At 49.2% G+C, this 16,833-nt stretch carries 13 protein-coding genes; 5 read left to right on the top strand and 8 right to left on the bottom strand.

Annotated elements, in window-relative coordinates; all coding sequences use genetic code 11:
- Positions 1–57: 57 nt before the first annotated feature.
- Both ftsH and ACZ5NB_RS13785 read right to left on the bottom strand, forming a co-directional pair.
- Positions 58–1,917, bottom strand: a complete 1,860-nt coding sequence (gene ftsH, locus ACZ5NB_RS13790) for an ATP-dependent zinc metalloprotease FtsH (RefSeq protein WP_460239397.1) — start codon at positions 1,915–1,917, stop codon at positions 58–60.
- Between the two features lie 22 nt (positions 1,918–1,939).
- Entirely contained in the window at positions 1,940–2,941 is a 1,002-nt protein-coding gene (locus ACZ5NB_RS13785; protein WP_460239398.1) for an adenosine kinase, read from the bottom strand.
- Positions 2,942–3,223: 282 nt separating this feature from the next.
- Between ACZ5NB_RS13785 and mrcB the strand changes: the two genes are divergently transcribed.
- From mrcB to ACZ5NB_RS13765, 4 genes are all read left to right on the top strand, one after another.
- Positions 3,224–5,410: a penicillin-binding protein 1B gene (gene mrcB / locus ACZ5NB_RS13780; protein ID WP_464107561.1), complete on the top strand. Its 2,187-nt coding sequence runs from the start codon at positions 3,224–3,226 to the stop codon at positions 5,408–5,410.
- Positions 5,411–5,471: 61 nt separating this feature from the next.
- The gene (locus ACZ5NB_RS13775; protein WP_460234515.1) at positions 5,472–5,879 is read left to right on the top strand and encodes a hypothetical protein; all 408 of its coding nucleotides are present in this window, start codon (positions 5,472–5,474) and stop codon (positions 5,877–5,879) included.
- A gap of 332 nt (positions 5,880–6,211) precedes the next feature.
- Complete coding sequence (locus tag ACZ5NB_RS13770; protein WP_460234514.1) at positions 6,212–8,632, top strand: DUF1631 domain-containing protein; 2,421 nt, start codon at positions 6,212–6,214, stop codon at positions 8,630–8,632.
- Between the two features lies 1 nt (position 8,633).
- A complete protein-coding gene (locus ACZ5NB_RS13765) occupies positions 8,634–8,990 on the top strand; it encodes a PilZ domain-containing protein (protein ID WP_460234513.1) in 357 nt (118 codons plus the stop codon).
- A 40-nt stretch (positions 8,991–9,030) separates the two neighbouring features.
- Here ACZ5NB_RS13765 and ACZ5NB_RS13760 read toward each other — a convergent pair whose 3' ends face one another.
- The 6 genes from ACZ5NB_RS13760 to ACZ5NB_RS13735 all read right to left on the bottom strand — a co-directional run bounded on the left by ACZ5NB_RS13760 (position 9,031) and on the right by ACZ5NB_RS13735 (position 15,623).
- On the bottom strand, positions 9,031–10,212 hold the full coding sequence (locus tag ACZ5NB_RS13760) for an aminotransferase-like domain-containing protein (protein WP_460234512.1): 1,182 nt from the start codon (positions 10,210–10,212) through the stop codon (positions 9,031–9,033).
- A 12-nt stretch (positions 10,213–10,224) separates the two neighbouring features.
- Entirely contained in the window at positions 10,225–11,508 is a 1,284-nt protein-coding gene (gene hemL / locus ACZ5NB_RS13755) for a glutamate-1-semialdehyde 2,1-aminomutase (protein ID WP_460234511.1), read from the bottom strand.
- 76 nt (positions 11,509–11,584) lie between these two features.
- Positions 11,585–12,208, bottom strand: coding sequence for a thiamine phosphate synthase (gene thiE / locus ACZ5NB_RS13750; RefSeq protein WP_460234706.1), 624 nt, complete (start codon positions 12,206–12,208; stop codon positions 11,585–11,587).
- A gap of 98 nt (positions 12,209–12,306) precedes the next feature.
- A complete protein-coding gene (gene thiD, locus ACZ5NB_RS13745; RefSeq protein WP_460234510.1) occupies positions 12,307–13,137 on the bottom strand; it encodes a bifunctional hydroxymethylpyrimidine kinase/phosphomethylpyrimidine kinase in 831 nt (276 codons plus the stop codon).
- Between the two features lie 259 nt (positions 13,138–13,396).
- Positions 13,397–13,816 carry a CopD family protein gene (locus ACZ5NB_RS13740; RefSeq protein WP_460234509.1) on the bottom strand — a complete coding sequence of 140 codons (420 nt, stop codon included), beginning with the start codon at positions 13,814–13,816 and terminating at the stop codon, positions 13,397–13,399.
- A gap of 37 nt (positions 13,817–13,853) precedes the next feature.
- Positions 13,854–15,623 (bottom strand): chloride channel protein, encoded by a 1,770-nt coding sequence (locus ACZ5NB_RS13735; protein ID WP_460234508.1) that lies wholly within the window; start codon positions 15,621–15,623, stop codon positions 13,854–13,856.
- 145 nt (positions 15,624–15,768) lie between these two features.
- Here ACZ5NB_RS13735 and argC point away from each other — a divergent pair, with 145 nt between their 5' ends.
- Complete coding sequence (gene argC, locus ACZ5NB_RS13730; protein WP_460234507.1) at positions 15,769–16,821, top strand: N-acetyl-gamma-glutamyl-phosphate reductase; 1,053 nt, start codon at positions 15,769–15,771, stop codon at positions 16,819–16,821.
- Positions 16,822–16,833: the final 12 nt, after the last annotated feature.

The following is a 16,833-nucleotide window of genomic DNA, read 5'->3' as shown; positions in this document are numbered from 1 at the left end:
GGCACCACGAAGTACGGAAGCCCACCAACTACTTTCTGAAAGAGTCAGCTGACACAACTACTTAACCTTCGTACCCAAAATCTCGTCAATCTCTAATCTTTCCAAAGTCTCTTTCTTAAGCAGCGCCTCAACCAATGTATCCAATTTATCTCGATTGTCACCCAGGATTTTGAGCGTGGTAATTTCTGCTTCACTAATAATCCGGCGGACTTCGCTATCAATTTTTTGAGCGGTGTCTTCGCTGAAATTTTTATCCTGCTGTATCTCGTAACCGAGAAACGGATGTTCGGTACCGGTTTTAAAATGCACCGGGCCCAATAGATCGCTCATGCCCCATTGCGCTACCATCATCCTAGCAAGGCGCGTTGCTTGTTCTAAATCATTGGCGGCGCCTGAGCTGGTATTATTCAGTACGATTTTTTCGGCGCAGCGGCCGCCCAACATAACGGATAGCCGCGTCATTAAATACTCTTCCGTGTAATTGTGCCGATCTTCTTCAGGGAGTTGTTCGGTGACTCCAAGCGCACGTCCGCGGGGAATAATAGAGACTTGTCGTAAAGGATCGCTGTGAGGTAGTAAGAGGGCAGCGAGCGCGTGGCCGCTTTCATGCACGGCGGTGCGTTGTCGCTCCGACGGGTTGACTAAATCTTTGCGCTCGCTACCCATAATGATTTTATCGTGGGCATCGTTAAAGTCGTCGCGACTGACTTTCTCGGCGTCGCGTCGAGCGGCTAGGAGTGCGGCTTCGTTCACCAGGTTTGCCAAGTCCGCGCCGGAAAAACCCACTGTCATGCTAGCGATTTCCGCGACGTCGACATTACTTTCTAACGGCACCTTGCGCAAATGCACATTTAAAATATCTTTGCGAGCACTGTGTTGTGGTAATTCCAGTGTGACCTTGCGATCAAAACGTCCGGGGCGTAATAGCGCTGGGTCGAGTACATCCGGGCGATTGGTGGCGGCGAGTACGACGACGGCTTCATCCGCGCTAAAGCCATCCATCTCCGCGAGTATTTGATTCAGTGTTTGTTCGCGTTCGTCGTTGCCTCCGCCTAAACCTGTGCCGCGTACTCGGCCAACGGAGTCGATTTCGTCGACAAAAATAAGCGCCGGTGCCTTTTTGCGTGCATCGGTAAACATATCGCGTACGCGGGATGCACCAACACCGACAAACATTTCGATAAATTCAGAACCGCTAATACTAAAAAACGGTACGCCAGCTTCGTGTGCAGTGGCTTTCGCGAGTAAGGTTTTGCCTGTGCCGGGCGGGCCCATTAACAAAATACCGCGAGGCATTTTTGCGCCGAGGCGGCGAAACTTTGCGGGATCTTTTAGGAAGTCGATAATTTCTTGCAAATCTTGCTTGGCGCTTTCGGCACCAGCCACGTCTTCAAAGCTGATTTGATTATCATTCGATTCAAATAAACGCGCTTTGGATTTTGAAAAACCAAATATCCCATCTTTGCTGCCGCCGCCCATCCGTTGTTGCAGCATGCGACTAGAGTAAATAAAAAAACCGAGAATGAGTAACCAGGGAAGTACACCCAATAGCAGCTGAAACCATCGTGGTTCCTCGGAGCTTACCGCTGTGATGGCAACATTGTTGTCTTCGAGTAATTGCAGAAGGTCTGCATCATTAAGATTCGGTTTTACCGTAGTGAATTGAGCCGCTTGGTCACCGGTGGGGTTGCGGTACTGTCCGTGAATCTGATCGCCTTTAAAGGTAACTTCGGCGATACGGCTGGCGATGACGGCCTGTTTAAATTCGCTATAGCCAATATTGTCTGGTTTGGCTTCAGTTAGGCTTAAGGCAAAATAATACACAGCAAAAAAAGCAAATAGCCACATTAACGTGTGGCTATCAAACGGTTTTGGTGGCGGAGTACTTTGGTTTGGAGTTTTTTCTGTATCTGCCATGTTCAGTTGCTTTTTAGTTTAGTTAGCCGATGATTTGCTGCTTGATTTCGTCGTGCTGGGCAGCCGGAAGCCTGGGGCCAAACTGCGTGACTAGTTTTGCCGATGCGAGGCTAGCAAGATTTCCCGCCGTGGTAAAATCATGACCGTGTGTAATCGCGTATAGAAATGCACCGGCAAACATGTCGCCAGCGCCGTTGGTGTCGATGGCTTTCACCGGGTGTGAGTCGATTTTTATGGTGTTTTCGCCATCGAATACTAATGCGCCCTCAGCGCCGAGCGTAATCGCAAAGGTTTTTGTGTATTGCTTGATGGCTTCGGCTGCTGACTCAATGCTCTCGGTTTGCGTGAATGCTTTGGCTTCTTCAGCATTACAAAATAATAAGTCGACGCCGCCGCCAATCATTTCTTTTAGACCGTCTCCGAAAAACTGCACCATGGCAGGGTCGGATAAACTGAGTGACGTTTTCACGCCGTGACTTTCCGCTAGCTCGCGTAATTTAATTGCAGCGGATTTGCCGCTTTCTGATGAAACTTGATAACCCTCTATATAGACATACTGAGATTTTGCGACAGCATCGGCGTGTATCTCAATATCTGATAGCTGTTCGCTGATGCCCAAAAAGGTGTTCATGGTACGCTCGGCATCGTCGGTAATCATCACTAAGCATTTGCCTGTGGTGCCAGCTTCTAAATTTCCGGTGTGGTGGTAATCAACCCCCGCATCACGGAGGTCATCAATGTAAAACTGTCCGTTTTCATCGTCAGCCACTTTGCAAGAATAGAAATTTTTTGCTCCGAAGTAGCTGGCGGCGATGATGCTATTGCACGCAGAACCACCAGAGGCGCGTTTAGAGGCAACAAGGTGATCAGAAAAATGCTCAATCAATGCTTGCTGGCGAGCTTCGTCGACTAGCGTCATGACTCCCTTATCAATACTTAGCGTGGCAAGGTCTGCGTCGCTGACTTCAATTTCGGTATCGACTAGCGCTGCACCCATACCGTAGATGTGGTAACCATCATTCATCACAATGTGCCTTAATTCTGTCTGTTTTTATCGGGAGTCATTTCTCATTTAGTGGTCATTATCACGTTTTCTGCGCGATGATGAAAGGCCGTGGAATGTGTCTCGATAATCTTTTCGCGGGCCAGTAAACTAGTCATCCCTTAATCATCCAATATTACTATGCCCGGCAAATCATCACGCACTCGCTCTCGCAAATCTAATAAGCCCACACGCAGACATCACAAGCCTAAGTCTCCAAGCTGGTGGCGTCGAGCGCTCAGTTATTGGTGGCTGTGGCTATTGGTGCCTGCACTACTGGGCAGTGTCTGGGCCGCTTATTTGGATTGGGTGGTTCGAGATAAGTTTGAAGGAAAAAAATGGGCGCTGCCTGCCAGGGTTTATGCCCAACCTTTAGAACTCTACGCCGGACTGCCGCTACGCCTTAGTGAATTGGTGTCTGAACTGAACGCATTAGGTTATCAGCGTAATAGTCGAGTCACCAAAGCTGGCCGTTACTGGGTTGATGGCGCACAGGTTCAGCTATTTAGCCGTGGGTTTTCCTTTTGGGATGGCAGTGAGCAACCCCAAGCGATGCGTGTGTCTTTCGATGGCGATGTTGTGAGTGCGTTGCACAACGCGGCGGGGCAAGACCTTGCCATTGTCCGTATTGAGCCACAGGAAATTGGTGGGATTTACCCTGCCCACATGGAAGATAGGCTGCTTGTTAGGCTACAGGATATTCCGCCATTGTTAGGGGAAACGCTCATCGCTGTCGAGGATCGTCGCTTCCTTGAACACTTCGGTATTTCTCTGCGAGGCATTGCCCGTGCTGCCTACATGAACATGAAAGCAGGGCAGGTGGTCCAGGGCGGTAGTACCTTGACCCAGCAGTTAGTGAAAAATTTTTACCTAAACCATGAACGCAGTTTAGTGCGCAAGTTCAATGAAGCAATTATGGCGATTTCGTTGGACTTCCATTACAGCAAGTCGGAAATATTAGAGACGTATCTGAATGAGGTGTACCTGGGGCAAAGTGGTGCTAGAGGTATCCATGGTTTTGCACTGGGCGCGCAACATTACTTCCGTCAACCGCTAAGGGAACTCAAAATTCACCAAATAGCGCTGTTGGTCGGCTTAGTGAAAGGGGCGTCCTACTACAACCCTTGGCGTAATCCGGAGCGTGCGACAGAGCGTCGGGATGTGGTTATTAGGCTGATGCGAGAAAACGATTTGATTAATCCGCTGGAAGCGGAGCTGGCGCTTAAACAACCGCTGGATGTGGTGGCAGAGAGTGCATCCAGTGTCTATAGCTACCCAGCTTTTATTGATTTGGTTAAACGTCAACTGCAAAGAGATTACGACGAAGACGATTTGCGAAGTGAAGGGCTTCGAGTGTTCACCACCCTATCTCCACGTGTTCAGAGTGCGGTCCAATCAGCGATATCCCAGCGCTTGAAGCGGTTAGAGAGCGACTATCAATTGGATGCGAAGTCTTTACAGGGTGCAGCGATAGTGACGGATGTCGGTAGTGGAGAAGTCTTGGCTGTGGTGGGGGATCGGCAGGCGCGTGCATCAGGGTTCAATCGGGCGCTGGACGCGAAACGGCCGATTGGCTCATTGGCGAAACCCGCTATTTATTTGGCGGCCCTAAACGATGCAGCACGGTACACCCTTATCACACCAATTGATGATTCTGAGTTAAGTGTGTTCATTGATGGAAATAATATTTGGCAGCCCAAAAACTTTTCTTTGGAGTCACACGGCGTGATACCGCTCTATCAGGGGTTGGCGCAGTCCTATAATCAGGCCAGTGCACGTTTGGGGTACACGGTGGGTGTTGATACGGTGATTGATACGCTGCATTCTTTGGGGATCCAGGTCGATATTCCTGAGTTACCAGCAATTCTCTTGGGCTCCATCGATTTGTCGCCAGCTGATGTGGTGGCGATGTATCAAACAATTGCCGCTGAAGGGGTATATACGCCGCAGCGAGCAATTCGTTCGGTATTAACGGCTGAGGGACAACCGTTGGCTCGCTATCCGTTGGACGCCGATATTCGCTTTGACCCCGCTACCGTGCAACTCCTGCAATTCGCTTTACAAGCAACCATGCGAGAAGGCACAGGTAAGACCGTTTACAGGACGATCGATGAGAGGATTTCTATAGCGGGTAAGACTGGGACAACTAACGATCAGCGTGATAGCTGGTTTGCAGGCTTCACAGGGGACCACCTCGCTGTGGTCTGGGTAGGCCGGGATGATAATGGTGCGACGCCGCTGACGGGAGCAACCGGTGCCATGCGGGTGTGGGGGGATATTTTTAACGACGTACCAACACGCTCGCTGGAGATTTTCCCCGACAAGCGAATTCAACGTTTTTGGGTTGATCCCGTACAAAATGGTCTAAGTAGGGAGCGCTGTCGGTCTGCGGTGGCAGTGCCTTTCATCAAGGGTAGTGAGCCGAAAGTGACAGTGCCTTGCAGGCATTGAAACGGCGGTGTTAATCGTTAAAGTGTGCTTGCCAGATCAGTTCCTTCATTGAGGTAAAAAGTTGAAACAATTGTCTCTTCATCGGTATTTAGTCAGCGTTGTTATTATCTCTTTGCTATTTGCCGGAGGTTGTACGTCGTATAGACCTGAATCGGCTGTGGTCGAGGATGAAACAGCCCCGGCTGGCAGAGTGTTGCCGACTAAGGCGAGCGATCAAATGTTAGTGCAGGCGCAGCAGGCCCTTAGCGGTGGCGATTCACAAAGCGCTATTGCTTTCGCCGAACGCGGTTTGCGCATCGATCGTCGTAACTCCGAGCTATATATGGTGTTGGCGAAGGCCTATACCAATATGGATGATTTAAATCGAGCTGCACAGTTCGCAGAGCAAGCGGTACGGTTTGCTTCACCCGGTTCCGATGTAGAGCAAGCGTCGCGAGACTATTTAAGCTTTTTAAAAAAACGCAGGTAGTTGCTGCTTTTTCACGAATTTGCCGCTGGCACAGGTCTTTACACCTCTTAAGCCTCCAGAAATGTGAAGTAGTTCACTTTTGATGCTAATATCCCGCAAGGTTAGCAATGGTATTCTAAGCGCGCGGACCTTTAGGGTCAGCAACAGCCTTCTAAGCGTTGCGACTTGCAATGGGCTCGTATAGTTGGGAGCAAGACCATCTTCACCTCAAATTTCCGTCAATTGCCCACAATTTGGCTACACTTCTAGAGTGTAGGTCCAGCTCTTCCTTCAGAACAACCGGGGATTGTGGACTGATGGGGATACTCGTTGACAAGTAGAATCGGACACCTATGAGCGACACGCGAAACGATCCAAACCGGCCACACCTCCATGCAGTAGGGCAATTCCCTGAGGCTAAAGCCGTTGAACACCTCAAGCACTTGCAGAAAGTCTGCGCAGACCACTGCGAAGATGTTTTCATGAAATTTTTCAAGGCCCTGGATGAGAAGCTTCTAGAGTTTGCGGATGGTGCTAAAACCAATCAAGAAGCGACCAAGCTTCAAGAGACCGTGCGGGAATTCCGCATTAACGGAAAAAACCTTAAGCAGTTTTTTATCACCACAACCGCAGAAGGTTTCGTAAAGTTTAAAAATAAAAAACTTAATACCCGCACCGGCGAAGAAAAATACCGTGGTGATATGCTGTCGTTGGTCGATAACGAAGACCTAGAAGAAACAATCGCTATATCGTCTGTTGCTCGACGAGCCGAGGAAGCTTATGGCGAGGAGTTGTGGTGTCTTAATCAGCGTTTCGCGGTGCTGATTAATGGTGAGACGGTCCAAGAATATAACAATCCCGTTAGCCCCATCCAGTTTTGCGAAGCACTGCGCAAGGGCATGCAAAAGCTCTCTATTGATACTAAATCAAAGATTATTGCCTACAAAATCTTTGATAATGTTTTTATTGCGCGTTTAAAAGAAATATTGGACGACGTTAATCGTTATTTTATCAATCAAGAAATACTACCTGGAATTACCCGCAGCACGCATGCGGCTAGCGATGCGGTAGATCTACCATTGCCAGGTTTCGATTCCGCTGGTGCAACTCAAACTCAGCCCCCTGCGTCGCCGCAGTCTAATCCGCGACCGGTTAATCAGGGGGAAGCTCCGGCACGGCCCCCCGGCTTTGCGCAGGCGCTTCCACAATCAAACGTCGTGCAGACTCCTGTTGCCGGCGGGCCAACAGAGCAATACCAAGGTCAGCTAGTCGACGCAATTCGCACCTTGCAAAATCACATCGCGATGGGTGACCCAGCGGCCGCACAACAAGGTGCCGCGCCTTCAGGTTACAACCAAAGCCCAGGCGGCGCAGCTGCACCCAATGGTGTGGCGCCTTCTGGTGCTGGAACTGGAGCGGTTGCGTACTCTAATCAACAGCTTGTCACCGCACTGCAAACCTTACAAGGGCAGGCGTTATCCAATACGGCGGTATTTTCAGACGCAACTGAAAATCAGGCCCAGGTTGTTACTCCGATTGATATCAACGCCGCTAGCCAACAATTAACGGAGCAACTGAAAGAAGAATCCAAAGATGGCGAGCTTGATGGTATGGATATGCATACCATCGAGTTGGTGGGTATGTTGTTTGAATACATGCTGTCTGACGAAAATCTGCCGGATTCCATCAAAGCTATCCTAAGTTATTTACATACGCCGTTCTTAAAGGTTGCGTTTCTTGATAGTTCCTTTTTTGAAAAAGCTGAGCACCCGGCTCGTTTGTTGCTAAATTCCTTGGCGGAAGCGGGTTCGAAATGGGTGAGTAACGATGGCTCATCGCAATATGAAATTTACACCAAGGTAAAACAAATTGTCTCACGGGTTTTAGAAGACTTTGAAAAAGATGTGCGGTTGTTCGCGGAGCTGTTATTAGAGTTTAGCTCCTATGTTAAAAAGATTTCTCGCCGACAAGACTTGATGGAAAAGCGTGCGCTTGAAAAAGTGCAAGGTGAAGAGAAATTACGCGAAGTAAAAATACGCGTTAACAATGAAGTGCGGTCACGAACAGATGGTAAAGAATTGCCATCAGCGATCTTATTGTTGCTGTTGCAACCATGGTCTGATTACCTGGCATTTTTGCTGCTGCGTTATGGTGATGAATCTGAATTGTGGCAAAAGGCATTAAAAGCGATTGATGACGTTCTTTGGAGTATCCAGCCTAAAACGGACCCCAAAGAAAAAGCCAAGCAAATGGATCTGCATGACGATTTACTCGACGTTATTGAAAACGGTTTCGAAACAATTGGCTATGATCAAACAAAAGGGAAAAAGCTTGTAGAGGCAGTATTGTCGCTACAGGAGCAAGCGATGCAAAGCCGTAAAGTGGCGCCAGCTCCTGAGCCTGAGCGGGAAGAGTTGGAAGCTAAGGCGGCTGAAAAAGCAGGTCACGTTCAAGAGCCTGAAGAAAAGCCCACACCAGAAGAAGAAAAAATGGTTGAGAACTTAAAAATGATTGAGTTCGGGACTTGGTTTGAGTTCGACGGTGGAAAACGCTTGAAAGTCGCTTGGTATAACTCGAAAACCATGCACTACATGCTGGTAGATCAAATGGGTAAAAAAGTAGCCATGAAGTCTGGTTTAGCCTTGGCAAGAATGATGTTGTCCGGTGAAGCTAAAGTTATTGCAGGAAGCACCAAACCATTCTTCGAGCGTGCGCTAGAAAATATTTTCCAAAGCCTTAATGCGAGAGCGGAGGCTGTTGCCCCGGAGAAATAACATGGAACCGTTGTCGCCAGGTCAGGAAAAGCGCCGCTTAAAACGGCACACGCTCACTGGCTCGGTAAATGTATACGACCGTGCTAGTAAAGCCTTTCTCGGCCAAGTGGTTAATATTCATCGAGAAGGGTTAATGATGATGGGCAATTTCCCGTACAAGGAAGGTACGATCTACAAAATAGACTTACACCTCCCCGAGCCCATTGGCGACACACAGTTAATTCCTATGTCTATCGACTGCCTCTGGACCAGAGATGAAGATGCTAATAGATCTTATTGGGTAGGTTGCAGTATTTCTAGTATCGAGCCTTCAGCGCTTGAAAGTTTAGACAAGCTCATTGACGCGATGACTGTCTGACCTCTGTAGAGTTTTTCGCTCTAGCTTTTTTCACTTTAGCTTAAAGACACCCTAATTCTTGCATCGCGCATGCGAGCCTTTCTATACCTTCGACAATAGTGGCTTGGTCGACGCAGGAGTAGTTCAAGCGAAGTGTGTTTTTATGTGTTTGGTTGATATAGAAAGGATCACCGGGTACAAACAAAACTTTCTTCTCCGCGGCTATTTCGAACAACTTAAGTGCACTTGCGCCTTCGGGCAGGGTGGCCCAGAGAAACATCCCCCCTTCGGGATTGGTGTGGCGAACCTCCTTGGGAAAGTGCTTTTCAATAGCGCTTTGCATGGCATCCTTTTGTTTTCCATAAGCCGCTACAATCTCTCGTATGTGGGCGTTTAAGTCGTTGTCTACTATATACTGGTGAACGATACACTGGCTAAGTTGGTTGGTATGCAAGTCCGCTGCTTGTTTTGCAATAATTAATTTTTCCATTAATGACGTCGGAGCGGCGATCCAACCTAAACGAAAACCTGGTACTACCGTCTTGGAAAATGAACCTAGTAATACCGTTTGTTCCGGCAGCCAATGCTTGAATGAAGTTTGGTGTTCACCACTAAATCGTAAGTCGCCATAGGGGTTGTCTTCAATAAAATAGGCGTTGGTTTTTTTAACCAGCGCGGCAACTTTCTCACGATTCGCGTTTGGGTAGGTAATGCCTGATGGGTTTTGAAAGTTGGGGACGGTATAGAATAATTTAGGCGAATGCTGTTGGAGTTTCTCTGCCAACAGATCACAGTCCATACCGTTTTCGTCAACGGTTACCGGTATGAATTCGGGGCGATAGAGTGCAAATGCTTGAATCGCGCCGAGATAGCCAGGCTCTTCGATAACTAACCCATCGCCATCGTTCAAGAGAACTTTGCCCAGTAAATCCAGCCCTTGTTGCGAGCCACTTGTGATAAGGATATTGCCTACCGGAATGTCGAGGCCTTTTTCGGCATATTGCGCTGAAATGAACTCGCGAAGCGGTTCATAACCTTCAGAGCTGCTGTATTGCAAAACATCGCGGCCTATGCCACTAAACACTTTTTCGCTGGCGCTACTAATAGCCTCCAACGGAAATAAATCGCGATTGGGTAACCCCCCTGCAAAGGAGATGGTTCCAGGTTGTAGTGCGTCTTTCAATATCTCGCGGATAAAGGATCGCGGGACATCGGTAATGCGGTCCGCAAATAAATTGTTCATTAAGCTGAGCTCTTATAATAATTTAGCGAATGCGTTTTTTGTGGCGCTGAGTGTCTGCTCAATATCATCATCGCTGTGGGCGCCTGACATAAACCCAGCCTCGTAAGACGCAGGCGCGAGATAGACGCCTTCATCTAGCATAAGGTGAAAAAATTTATTAAAACGTTCCGTATTGGCAGCCATGACTTGAGCGTAATTTGTCACTTTGTCTTCTTCGCTGAAGAAAAGTCCAAACATGGTGCCAACGTGGTTAGTCGTAAATGGGATGCCCGCTTGATCGGCTAATGCCTGCATCCCTTTCATCAATTGTGTGGTGCGTTTGAAAATCGGCTCGTAAAATCCCGGCGTGGAAATTAATTCCAAATTCGCTAGCCCAGCTGTCATTGCAATGGGATTTCCCGACAATGTGCCGGCTTGGTAAACAGGCCCAAGTGGTGCGATATGTTCCATAATGTCTCGTTTGCCACCAAACGAGCCTACTGGCATCCCGCCGCCGATAACTTTACCGAGGGTAGTGAGGTCGGGTTGGATATTGTAATGTCCTTGTGCGCCGCTATGACTAACGCGAAACCCGGTCATCACTTCGTCAAAAATCAATACACTGCCGTAGGCATCACATTGCTCACGGAGTGTTTCCAAAAAACCGGGAACGGGTGGAATGCAATTCATGTTCCCTGCTACGGGCTCAACGATGATACAAGCTACATCGTCGCCGAATTGTTTAAAGGCCTCTTTCACTTGTTCGCTATCGTTATAGGTCAGAGTGATCGTGTGCTGGGTCAGCGAGGCGGGTACACCAGGAGAGCTAGGAACGCCCAATGTCAGCGCTCCCGACCCGGCTTTTACCAGCAAGGAATCAGAGTGTCCGTGGTAGCAACCTTCAAATTTAATAATTTTGTCTCTACCGGTATAGCCGCGCGCTAGGCGAATGGCGCTCATGGTCGCTTCAGTGCCGGAGCTAACAAATCGAATTAAATCAGTGCCCGGATAAGTTGCACATATTTTTTCTGCTAAAACAGTTTCAATAGCGGTCGGCGCGCCGAAGCTCAGGCCGTTGTCAATTTGTTTCCGAACGGCGTCCAACACGGCTGGATGTGCGTGGCCCAACAGCATAGGTCCCCACGATTGCACATAGTCGATATAGCGTTTGTCATCCTCATCAAAAATATAGGCACCTTTTGCAGACTTAATAAATAGAGGGGTGCCGCCCACTGCTTTAAATGCTCTTACTGGAGAGTTTACCCCGCCAGGAATGACACGTTGGGCTTGTTGGAATAGTTCTTCGGAGTGACTCATAGCAATACCTAAAGACGATGTAATAAATAAAAAACGTTGTAAGCAACGTGTTACGGATTGTACGCGTTTACAGTGACTATGGCAGCGGAATAATTTGACTTAGGCGCGCCGCTGATTGCGTTACTTGGCTTAATTGATCACAACCAAACACCGCTTCACTGACCGCGATGCAACGTGCTCCTGCGCTAATGAGCGATGTAGCGTTGTCGGCATTGATGCCGCCAATCACGACATTGGGTACCGGCAATCGGTTGATTTCTTCTAGGAGCGAGATATCTGCCGGTGAGGCGCTGGGCTTGGTGCTAGATGGGAAGAACCTACCAAAGGCTACATAACTGGCTCCCTCCCCAATTGCTTTGTGCGCAAGTCCGAGTTGGTTGTGGCAAGTCGCTCCAATAATGGCTCCCTCACCCAACACTTGGCGAGCACGAGTAATCGCATCGTCGCTTTGTCCTAGATGCACTCCAGCATTCACGGCTTTGGCGAGTTCAATAGAATCATTGATGATCAGGCTAGCGGAAAACTCATCGCATAACGTTTTGAGTCGACGGGCTTTTTCGAGTGCAAGATGGGGCGGCAGCGTTTTGTTTCGGTACTGGAGGATCTTGCAGCCGCCTTCAAGAGCCGCGCGTGATTTCTCGAATAACAGTTCGCCTGGCATGAGGCGGTCGTTGGTTATGGCGTAGAGTCCGTGGATCACTGTATTGGCTTGATTCAAGCGAAATATTTTGCGTTTGCAGGGCGAGCGAGTCTACCAGATACGGTGCTGAGATGTGAATGGATTGATCGGGTGTTGGGCTAAGAGACTTTCTGTTTCTCTGTGCTCGTTTCGTTGCGGTCCGCCCAATGCATGCGGTTTGGCGTTTGATGCCCCATGCCGAGTCGACGACTGGCGGAAAGCGCTCGCCACGTAAACTGTTGCGCTTGCTCAACGGCATCTTCCACTCGTGATCCGTGGGCAAGATAGGCGGCGATGCTGGCTGATAATGTGGCACCCGCACCATGACTCACCAATTTGAGTCGTGGCCACTTGTATTGACGGAGGATGCGCCGGTCGGCGTAGAGGGTGTTTTCATAGTGGTGTTGGTTGCGACTACTGCCGGAGACGAGAACATATTGGCAACCGGTTTCTAGAATCTCGAATGCGCATGCGTCCGCAGTATCGGCACTCTGCGCAAGTTCAAATGCTTCGACTACATCTGGGGTTGCAACAGTGGCTCGAGGCATTAGTAGCGTTTTCGTTGCTCGTAGAATGGCTTTGGCGTTATAGAGTTCGTTGTTGTACTCAGCAATGACTGGAGAGACGACTACGGGTATCTGCGGATAGTCTGAGAGAATGGTATGAATAGCCTCGATATTTTCAACGCTGGCCATTAGGCCTAGTTTGATTGCTTTTACGGGCATATCTTCAAGAATCGCGCGGGCTTGTGAGATCACTAGGCTTGTGTCGGTCGGTGCTATATCGCGCAATGCTTGAGTGTCTTTCGCACAGAGGGCCGTGATGACGGGGGTGCAGTGGCACCCTAGACTTGCCACCGTTTCGATATCGGCTTGAATTCCTGCATTTCCTGAGGGGTCATGACTAGAAAGGCTCATAACCACGGGAGTTTCGTTATTGAACTGATTCATCACTTGCTCCAGTGAAGTTGGCGCGAGTTACCAGCAATCGACAGGTACTAGTATGGATCGAGATGATGCTGGGGGTGCGCGCCGATTCATTATTGTAGTGCCGACGGATTAAGTGCGATTCATGTAGCACTGCTGTAGCACCTAATGTCGCCCTCACTTCATGCGAGGGCTCTTTTGAGTCTAACACAGGCTACAGATTTTGCTGGGAAGTTAGGGTGCCAAACACTAGGGCGTGGGAGTGTAGCGATTGCCCGGTCGGTTAAAAGGGTTGGACTTCGACCAGAATGAGAACTCCCAGCAGGATGAGTACAGGAAATTCGTTGAACCAGCGGTAATAGATGTGGCTCTTGGGTTTGCGCCCCTGGCTGAGCTGACGGATGATACTTGCACAGAGGCCGTGATACATGATGAGCACCAATACTAGCAGCAACTTGGCGTGCAGCCACCCAGCCTTTCCGTAATAGGGCAGGTTATAGCTCATTAGCCAGGCACCAAACACAATGGACAGGATGACCCATGGGATAGAAAATTTGAGTAACTTCTGCTGCATGATGAGCAGTTGCTTGCGGGTAGCCTCATCTTCGGCAATGGCGTAATTCACGAACAAGCGCGGTAGATAAAAAATACAAGCGAACCAAGCCACGACAAAAAAAATATGAAAGGTTTTTACCCAAAGCATAAAGAGTCCAAACTAAAATAAGTTAAAAACAGCGAAGTTAATTGCGATAAAAATTGTTGATCATCTCGGCATTGATGATACCCATCACCTGATTTGTATGTCTAGCGTGAGGTCTTTCGACGTAGATGAGATCGCTATGGGCCTTGATCATGATGTTACGCGCTTCAAATAAATTTGCTCGTGCGTGAACGCCAACGGGTTGGTAGCGCTGCCCGGGGATCTCCAGCAAGTTAACTTTTTCGGGTGCGCTGCTATCGTCTTCCTTAAATTGATCAAGCCACTTTGCCAGGTCGGCAGCGCGCAGCACATGAAGAGTGTCGTCGTCAGATAGCACAATCCAATCTGGGTAATGAGCCAATAGGACGCTGATATTCGATGTGTTGATTACCGCGTCGCTAGCAACAAATTTAGTGCTCATAACGCTGCGCACGCCGGCACGGCTCAGTACTTGGCGATCGGGTTCTGCGCGCAGCGGTGTACCCATGGCTCGTAACTGCGCTACAAATACGCCTTCACGCCTGAAAATCTGTTGGCTCACGACGCAGGCCATGACAATCACCACCATGCTGGGAAAAATAGCGTTCGGGTTGTAAGTGAGTTCTAGCACCGCCATCAGCGCAGCAAGCGGTGCATTGAGTACCGCTCCCATCATAGCTGCCATGCCCAGCGTCACATAGAACCCAGCGTCTGCCGCGTATTGCGGATAAAAAATATTACCGACATAGCCAAGGACTCCCCCAATACAGCCACCGATGACAAGCATCGGGCCAATGACGCCACCTGGCATCCCTAGGCCCGTGCTAATGGCGGTGGCAACCAGTTTGGCAGCGATAATAATTAACAGCATATTTAGCCCAATCTCGCCGTTCATAGCGCCTTCGAGTGTGTCGTAACCGAGGCCTAATATTTGAGGGGCTATCAAAGCAAGGGCTCCAGTAACAATGCCGATGCACGCAAAGCGTAAAATGAGCGGCATGCTTTTTACTGCTTTGAGGTGGTCTTGAAATGTCAGGTACAGCGTTGCGATCAGGCCGATTACCACACCTGCAAAGGCCATAAACGGAATTTCCAACAGACTATTCATCTGGCCGGGGTTGACGACAATACTGGGATCTTCGCCAAACACAATTTGACTGATGACGGCACCGGAGACCGACGCCAGGATTACAGGAATAAAGCCGGTAATGGTGTATTCCATTAACACCACTTCCATCGCAAAAATGACACCCGCCATGGGGGTGTTAAAGCTGGCAGATATGGCTGCAGCGACACCACAGCCAACCAGAGTGCGCAAACTATTGTTGGGTAGTTTAAGCCATTGCCCTAACAAGCTCGCCGCACCTGCGCCCAGGTGTACCGCCGGGCCTTCTCTACCCACGGACTGGCCGGTAACTAAGCTTGCAATACCGCCAAAAAATTGCACGGCGACATTTTTTGCTGGCAGCTGACCTTGGTGGTTATGAAGCCGGTCTAGTACATGAGAGACACTGACCTGTCGCGACGATGGGGCGAGGTAGTTCATTGCGATACCGATAACGATGGCACCCGCCGCAGGAAGTGCAAAATGCCAAAAGCGGCTTAGGCCTTCAAAGTTATCGGTATTGTTTTCAAGAAACCAAAATAGGGGAATTTCGATGCTAAACCGGAAAGCAACAATTAAAAGTGCGGCGCAGATGCCCACAATTAGGCCCAAAAATGTGAGCTGCGGTAATGCATCGATATACGAGAGCCTGTCACGAAAATGTTCCGCGATGATGTTCCAGCGTTGCTTTAATCGCGACGTGTTGGCTCGGGGCTGGTTGGACATAGTCTACACTGTGGCGGTGGGTTGCTGATGATGGATTGCAGATAGATTCACAGAAACTGCCATCCTATCCTTTAGTATTCCGGCGTCAGCTCTTATTATATGTGGTTAGGCAGAAACAGTCAGTTTATTCCAGGAGAGCTTAGAAGTGATCAAAGTGGGTATTGTCGGCGGCACCGGCTACACGGGTGTTGAATTATTACGCTTATTGGCCGGTCATCGTGACGCGGAAGTGGTTTGTATTACTTCGCGAGGCGAAGAAGGTCGTGCGGTTTCCGAGCTATACCCTAGCTTGCGCGGTCATTATGATCTCAAATTTACCGTGCCCGATACTGAGACGTTAAAAGAATGTGATGTGATTTTCTTTGCTACTCCTCACGGCGTAGCGCAGGCAATGCTGCCTGAACTACTGGGTACAGATCTGACAAGTGGGCCGCGAGTGATTGATTTATCCGCCGATTATCGAGTGCGTGATCAAAATACTTGGGAGCAATGGTATGGCCAGCCTCATGGGTGCCCAGAGTTGATTGAGCAAGCGGTATACGGATTGCCGGAGCTCAATCGCGAAAAAATTAAGTCGGCTCGATTGATTGCCAACCCGGGGTGTTATCCCACTGCGGTGACTTTAGGGTTGATTCCATTGCTTGAGCAAGGGCTGGTTGACGATCAACATCTCATTGCCAGCGCTGCCTCGGGAGCGAGTGGAGCAGGCCGTGGAGCGAAAGTCGATTTTCTACTTACCGAAATAGGCGATAGCTATAAGGCATACGCTGCAGGCGGGCACCGACACTTGCCTGAAATCGAACAAGTGCTGAGTGATGTTGTTGCTGGTCAATCGCAGCCGCGCATTACTTTCGTTCCGCATTTGGTGCCAATGATTCGAGGTATGCAGGCGAGCCTTTATGCTCAATTAACATCGGCCGATGCGGGTGATTTACAGGCGCTATTCGAAGAACGCTACCGCAATGAGCCGTTTGTCGATGTGCTCCCTGCAGGCGAGTTGCCTCAAACGAGATCAGTTAAAACCTCGAATATGTGCCGCTTGTCGGTTCTACAGCCCCAGGGACGCGATACGGTTGTGGTTCTATCGGTGATTGATAACCTCACTAAGGGGGCGTCAGGTCAAGCAATTCAATGCATGAACATTATGTTTGGTTTTGACGAAGATGCAGGAATCGACGGCGTCGCAGTAATGCCCTAAGGCGTTTAGGCT

Source organism: Aurantivibrio plasticivorans (genome assembly GCF_055392955.1).
The sequence above is the reverse complement of the archived record's forward strand: the minus strand, read 5'-3'. Positions and strand labels throughout refer to the sequence as shown.